Raw genomic sequence first — 21153 nt, 5'->3', positions numbered from 1 at the left:
CTATGAGAAAACTCCTGATTCTTTTATTTGCATTTCAATTACTTTTGATTCAGTCTCAAGTAAAGAAAAACTTGGTCATTCCAAAAAATCCAAGAATCGGACTTTCACTTGCAGGCGGCGGAGCAAAAGGATTTTCTCATGTAGGAGTTCTAAAAGTTTTAGATTCTTTAGGTGTAAAAGTCGATTACATTTCAGGAACAAGTATGGGTGCAATCGTTGGTGGATTGTATGCATCAGGATATTCTGGTAAAGAAATTGAAAAGATTGTGATGGACACCGATTTTTACTCATTAATACGAGATCCAAAATCAAGAAAAGAAAGTACTTTTTTTAATAAATCAGTTGATAAATACTTATTTTCAATTCCTTTAAAAAATGGAAAAATTACACTTCCCTCTTCTATCAGTTCCGGACAAAAAAATGTTTATCTTTTAAAAGAATTATTTAAAAACGTTTCGAATATCAATGATTTTTCTAAACTTCCAATTCCTTTCCTATGCGTTGCTACAAATCTTGAAAGCGGCAACATGGAAATTTTTGAAAAAGGAGATTTGGTACAATCAATTATGGCAAGTTCTGCATTTCCTTCCCTAATGGATCCTGTAAAAATTGGTGACAGTATTTATATTGACGGAGCGATGACAGTTAATTATCCTTCAAAACCATTGAAAGAAAAAGGAATTGATATTGTAATTGGTGTAGATTTAAATCAAGACCTTTCAAAAAGAGAAGATTTAAATAATATCATTTCTATTTTAAACCAGGTGATTGATTTCGGGATTCAAAAAGATACAAGAAGGCAATATAAATATACTGATATCAATATCAAACCAAATCTAACAGGAATGACTGCTACGAGCTATGACGACAAAAAGAAAATTCTTGATAGCGGCTATGTAGAAGGCTTGAAATATTCGGCAGTTTTAGATCAGCTTCCAAAACGTGAATTTGACCGTCTTAGACAGCCCGTAAATTCAATCTATTCCAATGTATATAAGATTGATAGTATATCGATAGATGGAGGGAAAATCTACGGCAAAAACTACGTTCTCGGTAAAATGGGGCTTCGTCTTCCATCTATGCAAACTTATGGAAGCATTAATAAAGGTTTAGATAAATTAGTCGCAACTAATAATTACCGTTTTATCAATTATGATATTGTAACAGAAAACAATTTCAATTATCTCAAACTATATGTAACTGAAGATGAAGCTAGACATTTTCTGAAAGTTGGATTACATTATGATGAGATTTTCAAGACTGGTCTTTTATTAAATTATTCTGCTAAAAGACTTTTATTTAAAAATTCAAATCTTTCGCTTGATGTCATAGTTGGAGATAAGCCAAGATACTATCTAAACTATTTTATCGATAATGGCTATATTCCCGGATTTGGAATTTATTCTTCAGGGATGAGCTTCGATCTGAAAGGCAATAACAATATCAATATAGATAAATGGGAATGGTTGCGAAACGAAGTTTATATACAATCGGTCTGGAAAGATAAATTTGCAATCGGAACAGGAATTAGTCATGATTATTTCGAAGCTGAAATGAATGGTACAAACAAAAGATACAATCGCTTTCTCAATCCATACGTATTTTTGAAAAGCGATACTCAAAATGACCGTGATTTTCCTACCAAGGGATTTTATCTAAATGCTGAAGGTAAAGTTATTGATCTGCTTAAATCCGAAGTTGAAAAAAGAGTCGTTCAGGTGAAAGCAGATATCAGAATCAACATTCCTTTGTCGAGACAATTTAGTTATCATTTGAATTTATATGGAGGAATAACGATTGGTGATAATCTTCCAGATTTCTATCAATACAGATTAGGAGGAATTTTTGAACAGAACGTTATTAATTTTAAAACGTTCAATGGCTTTTATTTTGCACAGCTCAATAGCAATAACGTTGCATTGATTTCTAATGATATTCAATTTAAATTTAATAAAAGCTTTTTCCTGAGCGGAAATTTCTCATTCGCTAATTTATCGAATGATATTAGTTTTGAAGATGCGGTAAAAGTTAACTACAGTTCTATAGGTGGAAGCATCGGTTACAAATCTCCTTTCGGGCAAATAAAATTCAACTTTGGACATTCTCTAAAAAACAATCAAAAAGGTATATTCAGTGTTATCTTAGGACACTGGTTTTAAAATCATGATACAATTCTTTTACGAAAACTTATCCGAATCTGTAAATACAGATTACACAAAATGGCTGGAAGAAATTATTCTTTCAGAAGGAAAAAAACTAGGTGAAATCAATTATATTTTCTGTAATGACGACTATTTATTGAAAGTAAATCAAGATTATCTTCAGCATGATTACTACACAGACATCATCACTTTCGACTATGTAAAAGGCAAAACTATAAGCGGTGAGATTTTCGTATCTTTGCAGCGGATTTCAGATAACGCTTCTACCCTATCGAAAGATTATGAAGAAGAACTGAGAAGAGTTTTGGCTCATGGCGTTCTTCATCTTTCCGGATATAAAGATAAAACGGAAGAAGAAGAACAATTAATGCGAAGCAAGGAAGATTTTTATTTAGCAAAGTTTAACTAAAATTAAGGATTAAATCTTTTAACTTTCATGAAGCTTACTCCCGCTTTCCGCACTCGCTATTTTCTTTTATCAAAGAAAATGAGCTCAAACAAATGCTACAATCGGGGCTAAAAACCCTACATACAAGCCTATTTAGCTTGTAATTTGAAAGAATGTTTCACGTGAAACATTTATATAAAAGATTAAAATTTAAGGCTTAAAATAAGCAATAAAATATGATTTCAGAAATATATGATGTAATCGTAGTTGGTGCCGGTCACGCAGGATGTGAAGCAGCAGCTGCAGCAGCGAATTTAGGTTCAAAGACGTTGCTTGTTACAATGAACATGCAAACCATCGGACAGATGAGTTGCAACCCTGCGATGGGAGGAATCGCAAAAGGACAAATCGTACGAGAAATTGATGCGATGGGAGGTTATTCAGGGATTATTGCAGATAAATCTGCGATACAATTCAAGATGCTAAACCTTTCCAAAGGTCCTGCAATGTGGTCACCAAGAACACAAAATGACAGAATGCTCTTCGCAGAAGAATGGCGTTATGCATTAGAAAACACCCCAAATCTAGACTTTTTCCAAGATATGGTTAAGAGCTTAATTATTGAGAATAATAAAGCTGTTGGTGTAATAACTTCTTTAGGAATTGAAATCAGATCCAAATCTGTTGTTCTTACAAATGGAACATTCTTGAACGGATTAATCCATGTCGGAGACAAACAATTAGGTGGCGGAAGAATGGGCGAACCAAGAGCTTTTGGAATCACTGAACAATTGGTTTCTTTCGGGTTTGAATCCGGAAGAATGAAGACAGGTACTCCACCTAGAGTTGATGGAAGAAGCCTTGATTATTCCAAAATGGAAGAACAGAAAGGTGATGAAAATCCTCAAAAATTCAGTTATTTAGACAGCCCTAAATTAACTAAACAATTAAGTTGTCATATCGTTTATACCAACGAAACTGTACACGATATTTTACGTGAAGGATTTGATAGAAGCCCAATGTTTAATGGGACTATTCAAAGTTTAGGACCAAGATATTGTCCATCTATTGAAGATAAAATCAACCGATTTGCAGAGAGAAACAGACACCAATTATTCGTAGAACCGGAAGGTTGGAAAACTGTTGAAATATATGTAAACGGATTCAGTTCTTCTTTACCTGAAGATGTTCAGATCAAAGCTATGAAACATATCCCTGGATTTGAAAACGTAAAAGTATTCAGACCTGGCTATGCTATTGAATACGACTACTTCCCTCCTACCCAATTAAAGCATACTTTAGAAACAAAATTAGTTGATAATTTATATTTTGCAGGACAAATAAATGGGACAACAGGTTACGAAGAAGCGGCAGGACAAGGCTTAATTGCAGGTATTAATGCTCACAATAAAGTACATGAAAAGGATGAATTTATCTTAAATAGAGATGAAGCATACATCGGTGTCTTAGTAGATGATTTAATTACAAAAGGTACAGAAGAACCTTATAGAATGTTCACTTCTAGAGCTGAATACAGATTGCTTTTAAGACAGGATAATGCTGATATCAGATTAACTGAAAAAGCTTTTGAATTAGGCTTAGCAAAAGAAGAAAGATTGAGAAGAGTTGAAGAAAAAATAGCTAAAAGTCAGGAACTTGAGACATTTTTACGAGAAACTTCTTTAAAGCCTGGAATCATTAATCCTATCTTAGAAAGTATGGAAAGTAATCCTGTAGATCAAGCTTACAGAGCTTCACAATTCCTTACAAGACCAAATATTACATTAGAAAAGCTTGACGAAATTGATATAATTAAAGAATTCACTTCTCAATTCAACGATGAAGTTCGTGAACAGGCTGAAGTAAATATAAAATATAAAGGTTATATCGAGAAAGAAAAAGAGAATGTTGCAAAGCTTAACCGTCTTGAAAATGTAAAAATTCCTGAGGATTTTGATTATCTAAAAATCTCTAGCCTATCTTCAGAAGCCAAGCAAAAAATGAACAATGTAAGACCAAAAACAGTTGCTCAAGCTGGAAGAATAAGTGGTGTTTCTCCTGCTGATATAAACGTTTTACTGGTCTATTTAGAACGTTAAATACAGAATGTTTCACGTGAAACATAGATAAGATAAAAGCATAAATTAAGGTATTTCTGAGCTTATTAAAGCCTCTAAATATCTTAATTTTATTATTTAAAAGAATAATTCAAATGAAAATTAAAGATCATTTTCTTTCACAGGAAATATTTGAAATAAAAGAAACAGATACAAAAGGCGTTTTTAAAACCTCCCCTATTCCATCTAATATTTCAAAATATTATGAAAGTGAAGACTATATTTCTCATCATCAAGATTCAGGAAGTTTAAAAGAAAAACTGTATAAATTTCTTCAGTCTTTTAATTTACAGTACAAAAAAACAATACTTTTAGACCGAATTAATAAGGGTTCAAAAGTTTTAGACTATGGTTGCGGTGCAGGAGAATTTGTAAAATATATAGAAAATGACTTTGAGGTTTTCGGATTTGAACCTAATTCAGATGCAAGAAAAGCAGCGCAAAATAAGATTTCAAAAGCAACAGTTATAGATAATATCAATATAATTGAAGATCACAGTTTGGATGCGATTACCCTTTGGCATGTATTCGAGCACGTGGAAAATCAAGATGAAATGCTTGAAATTTTCAATAAGAAATTAAAAGAAAAAGGATTACTAATTATAGCTGTTCCCAACCCTACTTCTTACGATGCAAAACATTATAAAGAATATTGGGCAGCTTATGATGTACCAAGACACATCTATCATTTTTCTAAAAATGGGATGGAAAATTTAATTTCTAAAAAACCAAATTGGAAAATAAGAAAAATTAAACCTCTTGTTTTAGATTCTTATTACATCTCCATGCTGAGCGAAAAGTACAAGAAATCTTCTCTTTTTTGGCTAAAAGCAACCATCTATGGAACGATTTCTAACATAAAAGCTCTTTTTTCTAATGAATTTTCAAGTTTGATATACATTATCGAAAAAAAGTAGAAAGTCGATTTTTAACCTATTTATTAAAGTCGATTTTTAGCATTTTCAGAATAAAATTCAAAAAACTCAGGAATTTATCCTGAGTTTTTATTTTTCAAAACTATTCAATAATATATTTCATTGTTAAGAATTTGAAAATTTTACTTCCATCCTACCCTATTACTATTTCATATAAAATATTTTAGAATCCAATGAGATTAAATTTTATTGAGATCATTAAATAAGCAAATCTGAAAATTCATAGACTTTTGTAAAAATTTAAAGGCTAAAATTTTTATCATTCTTTAAATTGAAAATGTATAAACTAGAAATTTTTATAGAAACTAAATTTTAAAGTTTTAAAAAAAAAATTCACTGTTTGGTTTTAGAACAAGAGAAAAAATAGAAAAAAATTGTAAATTTTGATTCTTAAAAAGTAAATTCTTACAAAAACCATCCATTTTAATATTTATTTTAAATTTAGATATAAATACTATAGAAAAATCTATTTATGGATTTTAAATATATTTATGAAAGTCAATTTTTTAATATTTTCTTAAAAAAGAAAAATTTAATTGATTTAAAAGAAAAATAAAAAAGTCTGTCGGAATTCCAACAGACTTAAAATTTATAAAAAAATAAATAATTATTAATTATTAATTGCAGCAACTCCGGGAAGTTCTAAGCCTTCCAAACTTTCAAGCATTGCGCCACCTCCGGTAGATACATAACTTACTTTTTCACCATAACCGAATTGCTTAACAAAAGCTACACTGTCTCCTCCTCCAACTAATGAGAAAGCTCCCAATTTTGTTGCTTCAGCAATACTGTCACCTAAAGCAATAGTTCCAGCTGAGAAATTTGACATTTCAAAAACTCCGATTGGTCCGTTCCAAAGAATAGTTCTTGAATTTAAAAGAACATCATTAAATTGATCTCTGGATTTTACACCAGCATCCAATCCCATCCAACCTTCAGGAATTTCATAGATACTCACTTCTTTTCTTTCAGCATCATTATTAAAGCTTTCAGCGATAATAGTATCTGAAGGAAGATAAACTTTTACATTATGTTCTTTTGCTTTTCCTAAAATCTCAAGAGCAAGAGGTAATTTATCTTCTTCAACCAGTGAATTTCCTATTTTTCCACCTAAAGCTTTAATGAAAGTAAATGCCATTCCTCCACCAATGATTAAATTGTCGATTGCAGGCAAAATATTTTCTATAATGGTAATCTTAGTTGAAACTTTAGAGCCTCCAAGTATCGCTGTGATAGGCTTTTCACCACTTTTTAAAACTTTATCAATTGCCTGAAGTTCTTTAGCCATCAGTAAACCGAAAAATTTAGTTGATTCGAAAAATTTAGCAATTATAGCTGTAGAAGCATGTGCTCTGTGAGCAGTACCGAAAGCATCATTTACATAAGCATCACCTAATCTAGAAAGTTTTTCAGCAAAAGCCTCATCACCTTTCTCTTCTTCGCTATGAAAACGTAAATTTTCCAATAAAAGGATTTCTCCGGCCTTTAATTCAGAAGCAGCTTGCTCTGCTTTCTCGCCAACACACTCATCCACAAATTTTACTTCATTTCCAAGTACGCTGGAGACCTCTTCTACAATATGTTTTAAAGAAAATTCATCTTTAACCTCTCCTTTTGGTCTTCCTAAGTGAGCCATTAAAATTACAGAACCTCCATCTTTAAGAATTTTATCAACTGTAGGTTTTACAGCAACAATTCTTGTGTTGTCTGTAACTTTCAGCTGGTCGTCTTGCGGAACATTAAAATCAACTCTTACAAGAGCTTTTTTATCCTTAAAATTGAAATCATTGATTGTTTTCATATGTACTTTTATTAATTTCTACAGTCTTAGAAAATCAACTTACGTATACAGTTCACAGAAACTGGAGAGGCAGGTCGATTTCTTAAATTCTTTTTGATTTTTGTTTCACAAATGTAAGATTTTAAAGTCTCGCAAAAAATCGAATCTTTCAAAAGTTTTCAAAATTTTCCAAACAAAGCAACACTCATCAATCAACAATATCTTCTTTTTTTTTAAAAGGAAAGAGTGAATACTGTTGTTGAGTATTGTGAGTTTAGGGGATAACTTTAATGTTTAAACTTCATAACATTCAATTTATCTGTAATTCATATTTAATTCACAAAATAAAATGCTGAGAATCTGATTTTTCGGGCACTTACTAACAAATATTGATAACTTTTCCACGATTGTGATTATGAATAACTGATTTATGGAAAAACTCAAGAATTGTGTAATGAAAGTTTTTGAAAATTTATGTCTTAAAATTTGGAAGCTACTTTCATTAATAAATTTTCTGATTAAAAAAAAGATTATTTTTAACAAAGTTTTCCACACTTATTCACAATGCTTTTAACATTTTGTTAGAGTTTAATTAACAATTATTAAAATTTGCGGAAAACAAAAATCTTAAAATTTTAAATATGGTGAAAATCAACGTATTGGCTTTTTTATTTTTTATTTCTAACTGTTTCGGACAGGAGAACTATACTACAACGAGTTCCAAAATTAAAGAAGCAAAAATCTATTCAAACGGTGGAATGCTAAAACAATCGTTCTCTGCAGATGTTGTTCCAGGGAAAAATTTTATTATTGTCAATGAATTTGGAAGAAGCCGTGGAATTGATATTTCTTCTTTTAAACCAGACAAAAAAATCACTATTATTAGATATGAGTCTTATAACAATAATCCCACTCTTTATGCTGATAAATTAGGAAAGAATAAAAAAACAGAACTGTTGAATGACAGTATTGAAGTGTTTAGAAAAATCAACAAAGATTTCGATCAAGAGTTGTTATTAACCAGAAATTCTATTGGAATTATTCAGAAAAATCAGGCATTGGGGAATCCTTCGTCAACTGAAATTATAAAAATGATTGAGTTCAATAAAGTAACTTTAAAGAATTTATATATTGAAGAGCAAACTTTACAAGCAAAAATTGCTGCGAATCAGGCAAAAATCTCAGCATTGGAAAATAAAAGATATTTTTTAACAAGAAATGATGAAACTAAAAATAATAACATTATCGTTCTTCAAATTACTAGTGATAAAAAACAAACCGTGAATTTTGAGGTTAATCAATATATTCAGGAAGCCAATTGGCGACCATATTATATTATTAAATCAAATGGGATAAAATCACCTTTAAAAATTTCTTATAAAGCTAAAATTCAACAAAATACAGGTTTGGAACTTAAAAATATTCCAATTAAACTTATTAACGGAAGCTTCAGTGCTGAAGACAAACCTTATGAATTAGACCGTTGGTTTTTGAGAACCGAACGGGATCAATATGTTTCTAATCAGGCATTTCAGAGACCAAAAAGTGAATATAATCCTGAAGAAAAAAATATTCAGGAAGTAGTTGTGATGGGAGATTCAAAAATTTCTCAGAAAACGATGAAAACAGAAATTTCTTTAGATAAGAATGCTATATTGCCTTCTGACGTTGAAGTTACGGAAGATCTTAATGATTTTGAAGTTACCACTACTTATAAATACTTCTCTACTCCGAAATTAGAAAACAAGACTTTCCTTTTAGCTTCAATAAAAGATTATTCAAAATACAATTTTCTACCCGGAAATGCTGATATTTTTATGGATGATTTATTAATTGGCACTGTAAATATTGATACGAATCAGCTTACAAGTGAGATGTTAATCAGTCTCGGAAGTGATCCCAATATTTTAACCAAAAGAGAACTGGTGAAAAAAGAAACTAAAGATTTAGGTGAAAAAGAAAAATTCGAAAGTTATTTTTATGAAATTACAATTAAGAATAATAAAGAAACAGCTATTATTTTGGAAATGAAAGATCAGATTCCGGTTTCGACTGCTGAAAACATTAAAATTGAAGCAATAAATCCTGATAAGGCTAATTACGATAAAAGTTCAGGTTTTATGATTTGGAATTTTGAGATAAAACCTAATGAAACTAAGAAGATTAAATTCGGATTTAATGTAACTTTGCCAAAAGATTTAATCACGGTAGATATCAAGTAAAATAAATTTTAAAGTAAAAATGAAAAGAAAAATTGCTATTGCAGGAGACCACGCCGGTTTTGAGTATAAAGAAATCTTGAAAAAACATCTTGAAGAAAATTTTGAAGTTCAGGATTTCGGAACTTTTTCTACAGATTCTGTTGATTATCCTGATTTTGTACATCCAGCAGCAACTTCAGTGGAAAATGGAGAAAATGAATTGGGAATCTTAATCTGCGGAAGCGGAAATGGTGTACAAATAACAGCAAACAAACATCAGAAAATAAGATGTGCATTGTGTTGGATGCCGGAGATTGCAGAATTGGCGAGACAGCATAATGATGCGAATATGATTTCGATTCCAGCAAGATTTATTGCGAAAGAAGTAGCGATTGAAATTGCAAATAAGTTTCTTTCTACAGATTTTGAAGGTGGAAGACACCAAACCAGAGTTGATAAAATTGCATTTTGCTAAATTGATAAAGGCTTGTAAATCAAATTACAAGCCTTATTTATTTTTTATTTTATATATTTGCACTATCCAACGGTAATTACCAAACTGTTGATTCCATAAAACTTTCAAAGTTCCATCAGAAAGTTTATCTCCTTCTCCACTTTTTTGTTTTAAATTTAACTGAAACTTCCATTGTAAAAAACTTTAGATGGAATTGATGTTTTTTTATTAAAGAATTAAACTTTAAATGAAATTTGCATTTTCTTTTTTATCATTATTAAGTTTTTTGTGCATTCAAGCGCAGGAAAATGATTCTATGAGGAATGATAAAATTGAGGATGTCGTAGTAGTCTTAGGACGAGAAAAAATAGTTTGTCAGAAAATTTATGATCAAGAAAAAACTATTTATGAAAAGCAATCCAAAGAACTTAGGAAATTAAATTTTGAAACACTTTTTGATGAAATTTTAAAGTTAAAAGAATTGCAGAAATTAAAGTCTGATGAGCGGAAAATATTAGTTTTTAATCCTAATTATACAACGATTATTTCTAGTTGTGGAAACAATTCTTATTATAATTGCAAACATTACGAAAAGCATATTCATGATGAAGTTTTTGAGAAAGTCTGGAAGAAAAATAATTATCTGAAGATTCAAAAATTCTTTGATAATAAACTAATTATTCCTTTGGTTGGATCGCCATTTTCTTCTTTTGAGCAAAATATGCGTGATGAAAATAATTATCTTAAAAAGCACAATATCAAACCTTTATTAAAAGGAATTTATTGGAATTTAAATAATGAGAAAAAAGAATTTTATTATTCAGCTTACCAAAAATCTACTGAAAATTTAGAAATTCATCTTCTAAAATATAAAATGATGTCTGAAGATTATCTTCAATTGGATATGAGTTTATTTCCTGTTTCAGAAGAAAATTCTATTATTTATAGAGTTAAAATTATTGTTGGAAATGAAGAAAAAGAGCTTAATAGATTGAATATTTTATATCAATACAAAGATGGAAACTGGAAATTTTTAAAAGAAGAAAAATTAACTTTAGCATGATGAAAAAATATCTTTCCTTAATTCTTATTTTAATGTTTTTGCTGAGCATTAGACAAGTTGACAATTCTTTTAGAGACAGCATCAATCAATAAAAAGTAAATTTATTATTGAAAGAAATGAAAAATATGGTATGAAAGATAGTGATGGAAAGTATGAGATAAATTAATTTGACAAAGAATCAAAGCAAAATATTGACGAATTTTACAGTAAAGATTTGAATTTTTTGTATAAAACAACATCCAAACAATAATCGAAATGAAAATCTATTACACTTTTTTTTTACTGTTTATAATTTTCTGTACTAGTGCACAGGAAATTATTGACAAGGAAGCTTTTAAAAAATGTAAGAAGGAATTTAACAAAAAGATTTGCCTTTCTGATGAAGATGGAGATGGTGTTTTATTTTATTTAGATCATTGTCCGAAAGAAGCAGGATCTGCAGAAAATGATGGCTGTCCTTGGCCGGATACAGATGGAGATGGAATTTTAGATAAGGATGATGCATGTCCTACAATTCCGGGAATACCCGCAGAAGACGGTTGTCCTAAAAAAGTTTATCACTCTCACAGGTATTCGCAGGAAGAATTGGATGAAGTAAAGAAAAAATTTTTAGAAAAAACAAAGAATATTAATTACGATAAGCTTGCAGATTTTATTTTTAGTAAAATTGATTTAAAAGGATTTGAATCAAGAATGATTACCTTAGAAATCGCAAGTTTTTCACAAATGGCAGGTTGTGGACAGGATAGAACAGATTACTCTCCAACAAATCTAAGAGTAAACTTGGCTTCAGAATTGTTTTGGAATGAAAGTAACTTCAAAAAATTTGTAAATAAATTTCCTTCAAAGATCGTTTTTCCATATAGTGAGAATGAAGATATAAATAAAAAAGTACAATCATTTAAAAAGATTTATTTCAAAAAAAGTAACGGACAGACCTTTTACAACGCAAAAAATAACTTTAAAGAATTAAATAATAAAGAAATTAATCCCTATAGAAAATTTAATATCTACATCTTCTTTGAAGAAAATGATGAAATTTTTATTAAGATTAATGAAAATTCGAATTTAGAACAGAAATATTTCCGATTACAAGCTAAAGGAAATACCTTTATACAATTAAATTAAAAATGGCAAAAAAGAAAAAATATATAAGTCAGAAAAACGATCATAAATTAATGGAAATCGGAAGATTGATTATGAAATTTATGAATCAAAATCAAACCAAATTATACAATTACAAACAAATCTCAGACGGAATTGATCACAAAAATCCTCGACAAAGGGAAATGGTGATTCAAGCTTTGCACAAATTGCTGGCAAACCAGAGAATTAAAGAAACTGAAAAAGGCAAATTCAGTATTAATCTTAATATTGAAGGCACTTTGACGGGAACTATTGATTTCAACCAAAGCGGAAATGCTTACGTTACTGTAGAAAATCTAAAAGATGATGTTTTCGTTCACTCAAAAAACGTAAAAGATGCTTTACAGGGCGATAAAGTTTTGATTGTTACTTACAATTTTAAAGGTAAGAAATTGGAAGGCTCAGTTTTGGAAGTTCTGGAAAGAAAAAGGTCAGAATTTGTAGGAACTTTCCAATTAGTTCCTCATAAAGAATTTGGTTTTGTAGTTTGTGATAAAAAAACAATCAACACAGATATTTTTATTCCAAAAGGAAAAATAAACGGAGCTGAAAACGGTAATAAAGTTGTTGTAAAAATGACAGAATGGAAAGCTGGTGACAAAAACCCTGAAGGAGAAATTCTACAGGTTCTTGGAAATCCGGGAGATCATGAAACCGAAATTCATTCTATTCTTGCAGAATACGGTTTACCATATGAATTTCCTGAGGAAGTGGAAAGAGATGCCGATAAAATCGACCGTAGAATTACCGATGAAGAAGCCGCAAAACGTTGGGATATGCGTGATGTGTTAACGTTCACCATTGACCCGAAAGATGCCAAAGATTTCGATGATGCTTTGTCGATGAGAAAACTTGAAAACGGAAATTGGGAAGTCGGAGTTCACATTGCAGACGTTTCTCATTATGTAGTTCCGGGAACTATTTTGGATGATGAAGCGTACGAAAGAGCGACTTCAGTTTACCTTGTAGACCGGGTTGTACCGATGCTTCCAGAGGTTTTAAGTAACGATGTCTGTTCTCTTCGTCCCAATGAAGATAAATATACTTTCTCAGCAGTTTTTGAATTAAATGAGAAAGCCGAAATTCAAAAAGAATGGTTTGGTAGAACGGTCATTCATTCCGACAGAAGATTCACGTATGAAGAAGCTCAGGAAAGAATTGAGACCAAAGATGGTGATTTACAAGAAGAAATTAATGTTTTGGACGGATTAGCCAAAATTATGCGTGGTGAACGTATCAGAAACGGTGCAATTACGTTTGACAGAAGCGAAGTTCGATTCAATTTAGATGAAAATAACCAGCCGATTGGGGTTTACTTTAAAATCAGCAAAGATTCGAATCATCTGATTGAAGAATTTATGCTATTGGCTAATAAAAAAGTATCGGAATTTGTTTCGCTTAAAAAAGGAAGTCCAAACGGAAATACCTTTATTTACAGAATTCACGACGATCCGGATCCTGCAAAATTGGAAGCTTTAAGAGATTTTGTTTCCACTTTCGGATATAAAATAGATTTGGCAAACACCAAAAAAGTAGCAGAATCTTTAAATACTTTGTTGAAAGACGTAAAAGGAAAAGGCGAAGAAAATATGATAGAAACGTTGGCAATGCGAAGCATGAGCAAAGCGGTTTACTCTACCGATCCGATTGGTCATTACGGTTTAGGATTCGATTATTATTCGCATTTCACCTCTCCTATTCGTCGTTATCCAGATTTGCTTGCTCACAGATTATTGCAGCATTATTTAGATGGAGGAAAATCTCCCGACAGAAATGAGTTGGAAGAAAAATCTAAACATTGTAGCGCAAGAGAACGTTTGGCAGCTGATGCAGAAAGAGATTCTATCAAATTCATGCAGGTAAAATTCATGGAAAAACATTTGGGAGAAACGTTCACAGGTGTAATTTCCGGAGTTGCGGAATTTGGTTTCTGGGTTCAGATTCCTGAAAATGGTGCTGAAGGTTTAATTAAATTGAGAGATTTGATGGATGATTCTTACACTTACGATAAAACGACTCATGCTGTTTATGGTTCCCGAACCGGAAACAGATACCAATTGGGTGACGAACTTCAAATAAAAGTAATAAAAGCGAATTTAATTGCTAAACAACTTGATTTTAAGATTGTTGAGTAATGAGTAAAGCTGATAAACATGTAGTTTTTAGTATTTTAAATATTGTTTTATTAGCAACTATAGTATGTAAAACTGTTATCAATTTTTATTGGTTTGTTTTGATTATCAGCTTGCTTAGTATTATTATCAATAAATTAATCAACAGAAGCATTATTAAGATTAAAAATCAAGACAAAAAGTATTTTTTTGTAGTAGTTTTCCCACTTATAGTTAATTGTTTTTTTGTAATAAACTATTTCACAGGAATGAATCCCCAACAAGAAACATATTGTTTTAAGAACATGATTTCTGAAGTTGGTGGAAGAAATAGTCATCAAAAAGGCAAAACCACTTATATTTATTTAAGTGGAGATGCCTATAAATATTCTTATATGACAAGAAGTTTTTTTATTGATTACAAAAAAATGTGGGGTAACAATCAAGTTATTTATACTTTTGAAAGAGGTATTTTTGGATTAAAAGTTAGAAAAGATTTTAAATTTGTTTATAATGAAAATTGCCCTGATAATTATTTGAATTTTTAGAAATTAATACAATAATTGAAAGACTGCAATTTTGCGGTCTTTTTTATTTTTAAAATCCTGTTTTTTTAAAAGTGTTTAATTTCAAGCAGATTAAGCTAATTACACAAATTTTTAATCATAGAAATCTGTGTAATCTGCAAAATCAGCGAGAAATTTAGAAATAAATTCAATGCATAAACCTAATAAATTCTTAATTTAAAACTCCAATAAAAATATAATCTTTAAATTTGGGTTTGAAACAAATTTTTAATGTTTGAACTCATATTTTCTGCCATAGGTTTAGGCTTTATGCTGAGTCTTGTTTTTATTGGGCCTATTTTTTTTCTTTTAATAGAAACAAGTTTTACAAGAGGTCCAAAACATGCTTTAGCATTAGACTTTGGTGTTATTACGGCAGATTTGTTGTGCATTATTGCAGCTTATTATGCAAGTGCAGATATTGTTGATTTAATTGATAAACATCCAGGATTTTACAGAATTACTTCGATTCTTATTCTCACCTACGGAATTATAATGATGGTTACAAAAACCAAAATGCACATGCCTGGAGAAGAGAAAATTATCAGTCAGAATTACTTTAAAACATTTCTCAATGGTTTTTTATTAAACCTTTTGAATGTCGGAGTAATTCTTTTTTGGTTAGTAACAGTAATTGGGGTGAGAAATCAATATCCAGATACAGAAACGCTTATTCTTTATTTAGCAATCGTTATTACAACTTATCTTTTGATAGATTTTGCTAAAATTTTCTTGGCTAAACAGTTTCACGACAGATTAACACAAAAACTGGCAAACAATATCAGAAAAGGTGTTGGAGTTGTTTTGATTATTTTCAGTTTCTTCATATTCCTTCAAAGTTTCAAAATGTTTAATCAATTTGATAAACGTCTTGAAGAAGCCGAAAAAAAAGAATTAAAATATAAGAAAAACAAATAAAATTATTTGGCCTTTGCTGAATAGAACGCCTTTGTGAACGAAAAATATGCAGAATAATGGTAAAAGCATCTTTGTGAGCTTTGCGTTAAAATTAAATACAAATACAAATAAAAACAACAATTGATTAATGAAAATATTTCCGAAACCACTTGAAAAAGGCGACAAAATAGCCATTATTTCTCCAGCAGGTTCTGTAGAGCCGACTCAGTTGGAAAAAGGTATTGAAATGATTAAATCTAAAGGGTATGAACCTGTTTTAGGTGAAAATCTTTATACCAAATTTTCAAACGGCTACAATTACGCAGGAACCGAAGTACAAAGATTGAAAGATATGAATTGGGCTTTAAATGATCCCGAAATTTCTGCAATCTGGGCTTCAAGAGGTGGTTATGGTTGTCAACATTTAATTGAAGGTTTAAACTTAAAAGAATTTACAAAAAATCCGAAATGGTATATTGGGTATTCTGACAATACAGTTATTCAAAGTTATTTGTTGAAAAAAGGTTTTGCTTCCATTCACGGACAAACCATCAAAACTTCAAGTTTTGGGGTAACTGAAGAAAGCTATGATTTACTTTTTGATATTTTAAAAGGTAAAAAGCGAAAATACAGCTTAAAATCAAATCAATTTAATATGCAAGGAAATATTGAAGGAGAATTGATTGGAGGAAATTTAGCCTTGGTTTATGCTCTTCTGGGAACGAAATATTCCTTTGATTTTAAAGATAAAATTTTATTCATTGAAGATATAGGTGAAAACTTCTATGCTCTGGATCGAATGATTATGAGTTTGGAACTTGCCGGAGTTTTCAAGAAGATTTCCGGATTAATTATCGGTGGAATGACCAATATGGGCGATGAAAAAGAGAATAAACAATACGAAGAAAGCTTCGATGAATTTGCTTATAAACTGATTTCAGATAGAATTTCAAAATATAAATTTCCTACAGTTTTTGGTTTTCCGAATGGTCACATTAAAGATAATCAACCGTTAATTATTGGTGGTGATATCTCATTAAAAATAGATAAGACAGTTTCAGTAAATTTTAAATAATATGTTTTATTCAAAATTTTTACTTGCATTTTTACTGATTTTAGCGGGAATTTTTCATTTTGTGAAACCTCAGTTTTTCATGAAAATAATGCCCGATTACATTCCTTTGCATTTGCAAATGGTTTACATAAGCGGAATTGTAGAAATTTTGTGTGGCACTCTCCTCCTATTCCTGGAAACTCAAAAATTGGGAGCTTATCTTTGCATAGCTTTATTTATTGCTGTTTTTCCGGCAAACATTGAGATGGCAAAAAAGTTTTATCAGATTCACCACAAATATTTTTGGGTGACAGTTTTAAGACTTCCTTTACAAATTGTTTTAATTTGGTGGGCGTATCAATTTAGAAAATAAGTCGATTTTAAATGAATAAAGTAATTCTTACATATCATTATAGTCCGGGTTTTTATGGAGATTTTATAATTAAAGATTTGCAGATTTCAGAATCTTTCGATTATTCGCTTAAATATTTCTGGTCATTTGATTTAGGATATTTTCCCAATAATGATTATGAATTAAAACAACACAGGAGATTTACAAAAATCAAAGATAAATTACCTCTATATCTTAAAGAAAAACTGAAAGAATTATTAGTTTCAAAATTAGAAATTATCAAACCACAAATAATTAAGTCTGATAAGATTGAATATGCTACATCTGAGCATTCAAAAAGTGAATATTATAAAATAAAAATTCGAGATATAGATGAAAGGGTTCGTATTCCATATGATTTTTCTCAAATCCTATTAAGCGAAGGAAAAGAGTGCTTTTTGGAGTTTCATAATGAATTACAACTCTGGATTGATAAGGAATTTGAAATTGCTTCTGAAGGAAAAGCGATTAGATTTAATAAAAAGTAAATGGCAGAGCACAACGAACTTGGCAAGAAAGCAGAAAATCTTGCGGCAGAATATTTACTTAAAAATGAATATAAAATTCTTGTGAGAAATTTTCGTTTCAAGAAAAATGAAGTCGATATTATTGCTGAAAAAGATAATCAGATTATTGTGGTGGAAGTTAAAGCTCGCTCAACTGATTTTTTTATTCTTCCTCAAGAAGCAGTCACAAGAGGTAAGATAAAAGCAATTGTTTTGGCCGCCAATCATTTTATGGAAGAGTTTAATAAAAATCAGGAAGTAAGGTTTGATATTATATCCGTTCTTCCCGACAAAAAAGGAAAATTAGAAATTGAACATATCCCAAATGCTTTTGAAGCATTCGATGCAAATTAGCTTCTTGCTTTTGGCAAATAGCGATTTGCTTTTAATTAAATAGAAAGCCTGAAGCTAAACGCTAATGGCAAACAATAAAATTATGAAAACAATACTCATCACCGGAGCAACTTCTGGAATAGGAAAATCAACAGCAGAACTTTTAGCAAAACAGGGAAACAGAATCATCATCTGTGGAAGAAGAACTGAAGTTTTGGAAGCTGTAAAAGCAAAATTATCAACTTTAACCGAGATATTTAGTTTAAAATTTGATGTACGAAATTTAGAAGAAGTTGAAAATGCTATTTCTTCACTTCCAAAAGAATGGAAAAACGTAGATGTTCTCATCAACAATGCCGGAAATGCACACGGTTTAGAGCCTCTTTCAGCAGGAAGTACAAATGATTGGGATTCTATGATCGATGGAAATGTAAAAGGTCTTTTATATGTTTCTAAAACTTTAATTCCGATGATGAAAGAAAGAAATTCCGGGCAAATTATCAACATCAGTTCGGTTGCGGCAAGACAAACTTACGCAAATGGAGTTGTGTATTGTGCAACAAAAAAGGCAGTTGATGTAATCTCTGAAGGAATGAGAATTGAATTGACAGAATTTGGAATTCGAGTTACCAATATTCAACCAGGAGCGGTGGAAACAGATTTTTCTTTAATCAGATTTAAAGGAGATCATGAAAGAGCAGCAACAGTTTATGCGGGTTATGAAGCTTTGAAGGCTGAAGATATTGCCGATGCGATTGCTTATTGTATTAATGCTCCACAACATGTGACGGTTTCAGATATGACGATTTATCCAAGTGCCCAAAGTGAACCGAGAACGATTTATAGAAAGCCTTAATCTAAATTTGAAAATGAGGTTCTTCCCTATTCTATTCCTTTTTTGTTGTGTTTTTGGTTATTCTCAGAATTATTCAAAACAGGAAAAACAGTTGTTTTCTCAAACCAGAAAGTTGGATTCTTTAATGCAGAATAATGATTCTAAAATTTTAGAATTGTTTGCAAAGGACGTTTCTTTTGGTCATTCAAATGGCTGGATTCAGAATCTAGATAATTTTAAAAATGATTTTTCTTCTAAAAAAGTTGTTTACACAGAAATCAAACAGACTGAAGTTTCCGAAATTAAAAAGTTTAAAAAATCATTCAGCATTAGAAGAAAAATAAAAGTTTCAGGTTTGTATAAAAATCAAGATTTTGAAATGACTTTGTCACTTCTTGAAATTTGGATTAAAAACAAATCCGAATGGAAATTGTGGAGCCGACAAAGTGTAGAAATAAAGCCATAAATTTGCATAGAATATCAACACAATGAACGAAGAGATTCAGAAATTTTTAATTTATAACACACCTAATGAAAAAGTTAGGGTTGATGTTTTTTTACAAAACGAAACACTTTGGCTCACCCAAAAGGCAATGGCGACTTTATTCGATGTTGCTAAATCGACCGTAAGTGAACACCTCACCAATATTTTCAACACAGAAGAATTAAAGAGAGATGCAACTGTTCGGGAATTCCGAACAGTTCAAATTGAAGGAGAAAGAAATGTTACCAGAAACCTTGAATACTACAATCTCGATGCAATAATTTCAGTTGGTTACCGCGTAAATTCATCAAAAGCAACGCAATTCAGAATTTGGGCAACACAAACATTAAAAGAGTTTATCATTAAAGGTTTTGTGATCGATGATGAAAGATTAAAGCAAGGTCAGAATGTATTTGGTAAAGATTATTTTAAAGAACTTCTTCAGAGAATTCGCTCAATTCGGGCAAGTGAAAGAAGAGTTTACCAACAAATCACCGATATTTTTGCTGAATGCAGTATCGATTATGATAGGAATTCAGACATCACAAAGAATTTTTATGCAATAGTTCAAAATAAATTTCACTTCGCCATAACGGGTAAAACTGCTGCAGAAATTATCTATCAGAAAGCTGACAGTAAAGAGGAGAATATGGTTTTAACGAATTGGAAGCATTCACCAGACGGAAGAATTTTAAGATCTGATGTGATTGTTGCCAAAAACTATTTATCTGAGAAAGAAATCCAACAATTAGAACGAACTGTTACAGGTTATTTTGATTATATCGAAGGTTTAATTGAGAGAGAAAATACCTTTACAATGGAATCTTTGGCAAAAAGTGTTAACAGATTTTTAGATTTTAATGAGTATAAAATCTTAGATGGAAAAGGAAAAATTGCAAAAATTGTAGCTGATAAAAAAGTAGTTTCTGAATATGAAACTTTTAATAAAACTCAGAAAATAATTTCTGATTTTGATAAGGAAATAAAAAAAATAGGTAAAAAAGATAAGTTATAAAAACTTAGAAATTAAAAAAATGAAAATATTATATCTCGAAACTTCCTCGAAAAACTGCTCAGTTGCGATTTCTGATGGCGAAAAACTCTTATGTGTTTGCGAAGAAGTTTCAGAAAATTATAAACAATCTGAAAGTCTTCACACCTTTGTTGAGTGGGCTTTGGAAGGCGCAGAACTTTCGATAAAGGATATTGAAGCCGTTTCTTTGGGCAAAGGTCCTGGTTCGTATACGGGTTTAAGAATTGGAGCTGCTTCAGCAAAAGGGTTTTGTTATGGCTTAAAAATTCCTTTAATTGGCGTAAATTCTATGGAAAGTATGATTGAGCCATTTTTAGATCAAAACTATGATCTTATAATTACATTGGTCGATGCAAGAAGAATGGAGGTTTATACTGCCGTTTATGACGGAATTTCGGGGAAAGAACTTTATCCGACCGAAGCAAAAGTTTTAGATGAAAATTCTTTTCAGGAATTTAAAGACAAAAAAGTACTTTTTGTGGGTGACGGAGCTTCCAAGACAAAAGAAATTGTACAGCTTGCTAATGCAGAATTTAATAATGACATCTACCCTTCTGCACAATATTTATTAAAGAAAACTTTGGAAAAAATAAAGAATGAAGACTTTGAAGATATTGCTTACTTCGAGCCTTTTTATTTGAAAGATTTTCATGGAGTAAAAAAGAAACAAAAAAGCGAAGAATAATCTTCGCTTTTT

Annotated in this window: 20 protein-coding genes; 19 read left to right on the top strand and 1 reads right to left on the bottom strand. The window is 30.7% G+C overall.

What is annotated here, in order from left to right:
• Nucleotides 1-2: 2 nt before the first annotated feature.
• The 4 genes from OEA66_RS13300 to OEA66_RS13285 all read left to right on the top strand — a co-directional run bounded on the left by OEA66_RS13300 (nt 3) and on the right by OEA66_RS13285 (nt 5584).
• The gene (locus OEA66_RS13300) at nt 3-2159 is read left to right on the top strand and encodes a patatin-like phospholipase family protein (protein WP_267281830.1); all 2157 of its coding nucleotides are present in this window, start codon (nt 3-5) and stop codon (nt 2157-2159) included.
• A 4-nt stretch (nt 2160-2163) separates the two neighbouring features.
• On the top strand, nt 2164-2571 hold the full coding sequence (gene ybeY / locus OEA66_RS13295; protein WP_267281829.1) for an rRNA maturation RNase YbeY: 408 nt from the start codon (nt 2164-2166) through the stop codon (nt 2569-2571).
• A gap of 215 nt (nt 2572-2786) precedes the next feature.
• A complete protein-coding gene (gene mnmG / locus OEA66_RS13290) occupies nt 2787-4649 on the top strand; it encodes a tRNA uridine-5-carboxymethylaminomethyl(34) synthesis enzyme MnmG (protein WP_267281828.1) in 1863 nt (620 codons plus the stop codon).
• Between the two features lie 113 nt (nt 4650-4762).
• On the top strand, nt 4763-5584 hold the full coding sequence (locus tag OEA66_RS13285) for a class I SAM-dependent methyltransferase (RefSeq protein ID WP_267281827.1): 822 nt from the start codon (nt 4763-4765) through the stop codon (nt 5582-5584).
• A gap of 628 nt (nt 5585-6212) precedes the next feature.
• Here the strand turns inward: OEA66_RS13285 and OEA66_RS13280 are convergent.
• Nucleotides 6213-7403, bottom strand: a complete 1191-nt coding sequence (locus OEA66_RS13280) for a phosphoglycerate kinase (protein ID WP_267281826.1) — start codon at nt 7401-7403, stop codon at nt 6213-6215.
• Nucleotides 7404-8023: 620 nt separating this feature from the next.
• Here OEA66_RS13280 and OEA66_RS13275 point away from each other — a divergent pair.
• From OEA66_RS13275 to tsaB, 15 genes are all read left to right on the top strand, one after another.
• Nucleotides 8024-9604 carry a DUF4139 domain-containing protein gene (locus OEA66_RS13275; RefSeq protein ID WP_267281825.1) on the top strand — a complete coding sequence of 527 codons (1581 nt, stop codon included), beginning with the start codon at nt 8024-8026 and terminating at the stop codon, nt 9602-9604.
• Between the two features lie 19 nt (nt 9605-9623).
• Complete coding sequence (gene rpiB, locus OEA66_RS13270) at nt 9624-10058, top strand: ribose 5-phosphate isomerase B (protein ID WP_076448878.1); 435 nt, start codon at nt 9624-9626, stop codon at nt 10056-10058.
• A 226-nt stretch (nt 10059-10284) separates the two neighbouring features.
• Complete coding sequence (locus OEA66_RS13265; RefSeq protein ID WP_267281824.1) at nt 10285-11100, top strand: hypothetical protein; 816 nt, start codon at nt 10285-10287, stop codon at nt 11098-11100.
• Nucleotides 11101-11355: 255 nt separating this feature from the next.
• A complete protein-coding gene (locus OEA66_RS20535; protein WP_375379301.1) occupies nt 11356-12228 on the top strand; it encodes a thrombospondin type 3 repeat-containing protein in 873 nt (290 codons plus the stop codon).
• A 2-nt stretch (nt 12229-12230) separates the two neighbouring features.
• Nucleotides 12231-14381, top strand: coding sequence for a ribonuclease R (rnr, locus tag OEA66_RS13255; RefSeq protein WP_267281823.1), 2151 nt, complete (start codon nt 12231-12233; stop codon nt 14379-14381).
• Nucleotides 14381-14905, top strand: a complete 525-nt coding sequence (locus OEA66_RS13250; protein WP_267281822.1) for a hypothetical protein — start codon at nt 14381-14383, stop codon at nt 14903-14905. The genes rnr and OEA66_RS13250 overlap by 1 nt, the downstream gene beginning before the upstream one ends.
• 249 nt (nt 14906-15154) lie before the next feature.
• Nucleotides 15155-15841 (top strand): LysE family translocator, encoded by a 687-nt coding sequence (locus OEA66_RS13245; protein WP_267281821.1) that lies wholly within the window; start codon nt 15155-15157, stop codon nt 15839-15841.
• Between the two features lie 127 nt (nt 15842-15968).
• Nucleotides 15969-16895, top strand: a complete 927-nt coding sequence (locus tag OEA66_RS13240) for a S66 peptidase family protein (RefSeq protein WP_267281820.1) — start codon at nt 15969-15971, stop codon at nt 16893-16895.
• Nucleotide 16896: 1 nt separating this feature from the next.
• The gene (locus tag OEA66_RS13235) at nt 16897-17247 is read left to right on the top strand and encodes a DoxX family protein (RefSeq protein WP_267281819.1); all 351 of its coding nucleotides are present in this window, start codon (nt 16897-16899) and stop codon (nt 17245-17247) included.
• Nucleotides 17248-17258: 11 nt separating this feature from the next.
• A complete protein-coding gene (locus OEA66_RS13230) occupies nt 17259-17753 on the top strand; it encodes a hypothetical protein (RefSeq protein WP_267281818.1) in 495 nt (164 codons plus the stop codon).
• Nucleotides 17754-18125: a YraN family protein gene (locus OEA66_RS13225; RefSeq protein ID WP_267281817.1), complete on the top strand. Its 372-nt coding sequence runs from the start codon at nt 17754-17756 to the stop codon at nt 18123-18125.
• Between the two features lie 82 nt (nt 18126-18207).
• The gene (locus OEA66_RS13220; protein ID WP_267281816.1) at nt 18208-18960 is read left to right on the top strand and encodes an SDR family NAD(P)-dependent oxidoreductase; all 753 of its coding nucleotides are present in this window, start codon (nt 18208-18210) and stop codon (nt 18958-18960) included.
• Between the two features lie 13 nt (nt 18961-18973).
• Entirely contained in the window at nt 18974-19405 is a 432-nt protein-coding gene (locus OEA66_RS13215) for a hypothetical protein (RefSeq protein ID WP_267281815.1), read from the top strand.
• A gap of 22 nt (nt 19406-19427) precedes the next feature.
• Nucleotides 19428-20438 (top strand): virulence RhuM family protein, encoded by a 1011-nt coding sequence (locus OEA66_RS13210; protein WP_267281814.1) that lies wholly within the window; start codon nt 19428-19430, stop codon nt 20436-20438.
• A gap of 19 nt (nt 20439-20457) precedes the next feature.
• Nucleotides 20458-21141 carry a tRNA (adenosine(37)-N6)-threonylcarbamoyltransferase complex dimerization subunit type 1 TsaB gene (gene tsaB / locus OEA66_RS13205; RefSeq protein WP_267281813.1) on the top strand — a complete coding sequence of 228 codons (684 nt, stop codon included), beginning with the start codon at nt 20458-20460 and terminating at the stop codon, nt 21139-21141.
• Nucleotides 21142-21153 lie beyond the last annotated feature (12 nt).

The organism is Chryseobacterium luquanense, assembly GCF_026460945.1.
Lineage (GTDB): Bacteria > Bacteroidota > Bacteroidia > Flavobacteriales > Weeksellaceae > Chryseobacterium > Chryseobacterium luquanense.
The sequence above is the reverse complement of the archived record's forward strand: the minus strand, read 5'-3'. Positions and strand labels throughout refer to the sequence as shown.

What these genes read in the sequence shown, in the direction of transcription:
- OEA66_RS13240 (WP_267281820.1), top strand. Translation starts at nt 15,969, where the DNA reads ATGAAAATATTTCCGAAACCACTTGAAAAAGGCGACAAAATAGCCATT.
- tsaB (WP_267281813.1), top strand. Translation starts at nt 20,458, where the DNA reads ATGAAAATATTATATCTCGAAACTTCCTCGAAAAACTGCTCAGTTGCG.
- OEA66_RS13220 (WP_267281816.1), top strand. Translation starts at nt 18,208, where the DNA reads ATGAAAACAATACTCATCACCGGAGCAACTTCTGGAATAGGAAAATCA.
- mnmG (WP_267281828.1), top strand. Translation starts at nt 2,787, where the DNA reads ATGATTTCAGAAATATATGATGTAATCGTAGTTGGTGCCGGTCACGCA.
- ybeY (WP_267281829.1), top strand. Translation starts at nt 2,164, where the DNA reads ATGATACAATTCTTTTACGAAAACTTATCCGAATCTGTAAATACAGAT.
- OEA66_RS20535 (WP_375379301.1), top strand. Translation starts at nt 11,356, where the DNA reads ATGAAAATCTATTACACTTTTTTTTTACTGTTTATAATTTTCTGTACT.
- OEA66_RS13275 (WP_267281825.1), top strand. Translation starts at nt 8,024, where the DNA reads ATGGTGAAAATCAACGTATTGGCTTTTTTATTTTTTATTTCTAACTGT.
- OEA66_RS13215 (WP_267281815.1), top strand. Translation starts at nt 18,974, where the DNA reads ATGAGGTTCTTCCCTATTCTATTCCTTTTTTGTTGTGTTTTTGGTTAT.
- OEA66_RS13280 (WP_267281826.1), bottom strand. Translation starts at nt 7,403, where the DNA reads ATGAAAACAATCAATGATTTCAATTTTAAGGATAAAAAAGCTCTTGTA.
- rpiB (WP_076448878.1), top strand. Translation starts at nt 9,624, where the DNA reads ATGAAAAGAAAAATTGCTATTGCAGGAGACCACGCCGGTTTTGAGTAT.
- OEA66_RS13265 (WP_267281824.1), top strand. Translation starts at nt 10,285, where the DNA reads ATGAAATTTGCATTTTCTTTTTTATCATTATTAAGTTTTTTGTGCATT.
- rnr (WP_267281823.1), top strand. Translation starts at nt 12,231, where the DNA reads ATGGCAAAAAAGAAAAAATATATAAGTCAGAAAAACGATCATAAATTA.
- OEA66_RS13285 (WP_267281827.1), top strand. Translation starts at nt 4,763, where the DNA reads ATGAAAATTAAAGATCATTTTCTTTCACAGGAAATATTTGAAATAAAA.
- OEA66_RS13230 (WP_267281818.1), top strand. Translation starts at nt 17,259, where the DNA reads ATGAATAAAGTAATTCTTACATATCATTATAGTCCGGGTTTTTATGGA.
- OEA66_RS13225 (WP_267281817.1), top strand. Translation starts at nt 17,754, where the DNA reads ATGGCAGAGCACAACGAACTTGGCAAGAAAGCAGAAAATCTTGCGGCA.
- OEA66_RS13210 (WP_267281814.1), top strand. Translation starts at nt 19,428, where the DNA reads ATGAACGAAGAGATTCAGAAATTTTTAATTTATAACACACCTAATGAA.
- OEA66_RS13250 (WP_267281822.1), top strand. Translation starts at nt 14,381, where the DNA reads ATGAGTAAAGCTGATAAACATGTAGTTTTTAGTATTTTAAATATTGTT.
- OEA66_RS13235 (WP_267281819.1), top strand. Translation starts at nt 16,897, where the DNA reads ATGTTTTATTCAAAATTTTTACTTGCATTTTTACTGATTTTAGCGGGA.
- OEA66_RS13300 (WP_267281830.1), top strand. Translation starts at nt 3, where the DNA reads ATGAGAAAACTCCTGATTCTTTTATTTGCATTTCAATTACTTTTGATT.
- OEA66_RS13245 (WP_267281821.1), top strand. Translation starts at nt 15,155, where the DNA reads ATGTTTGAACTCATATTTTCTGCCATAGGTTTAGGCTTTATGCTGAGT.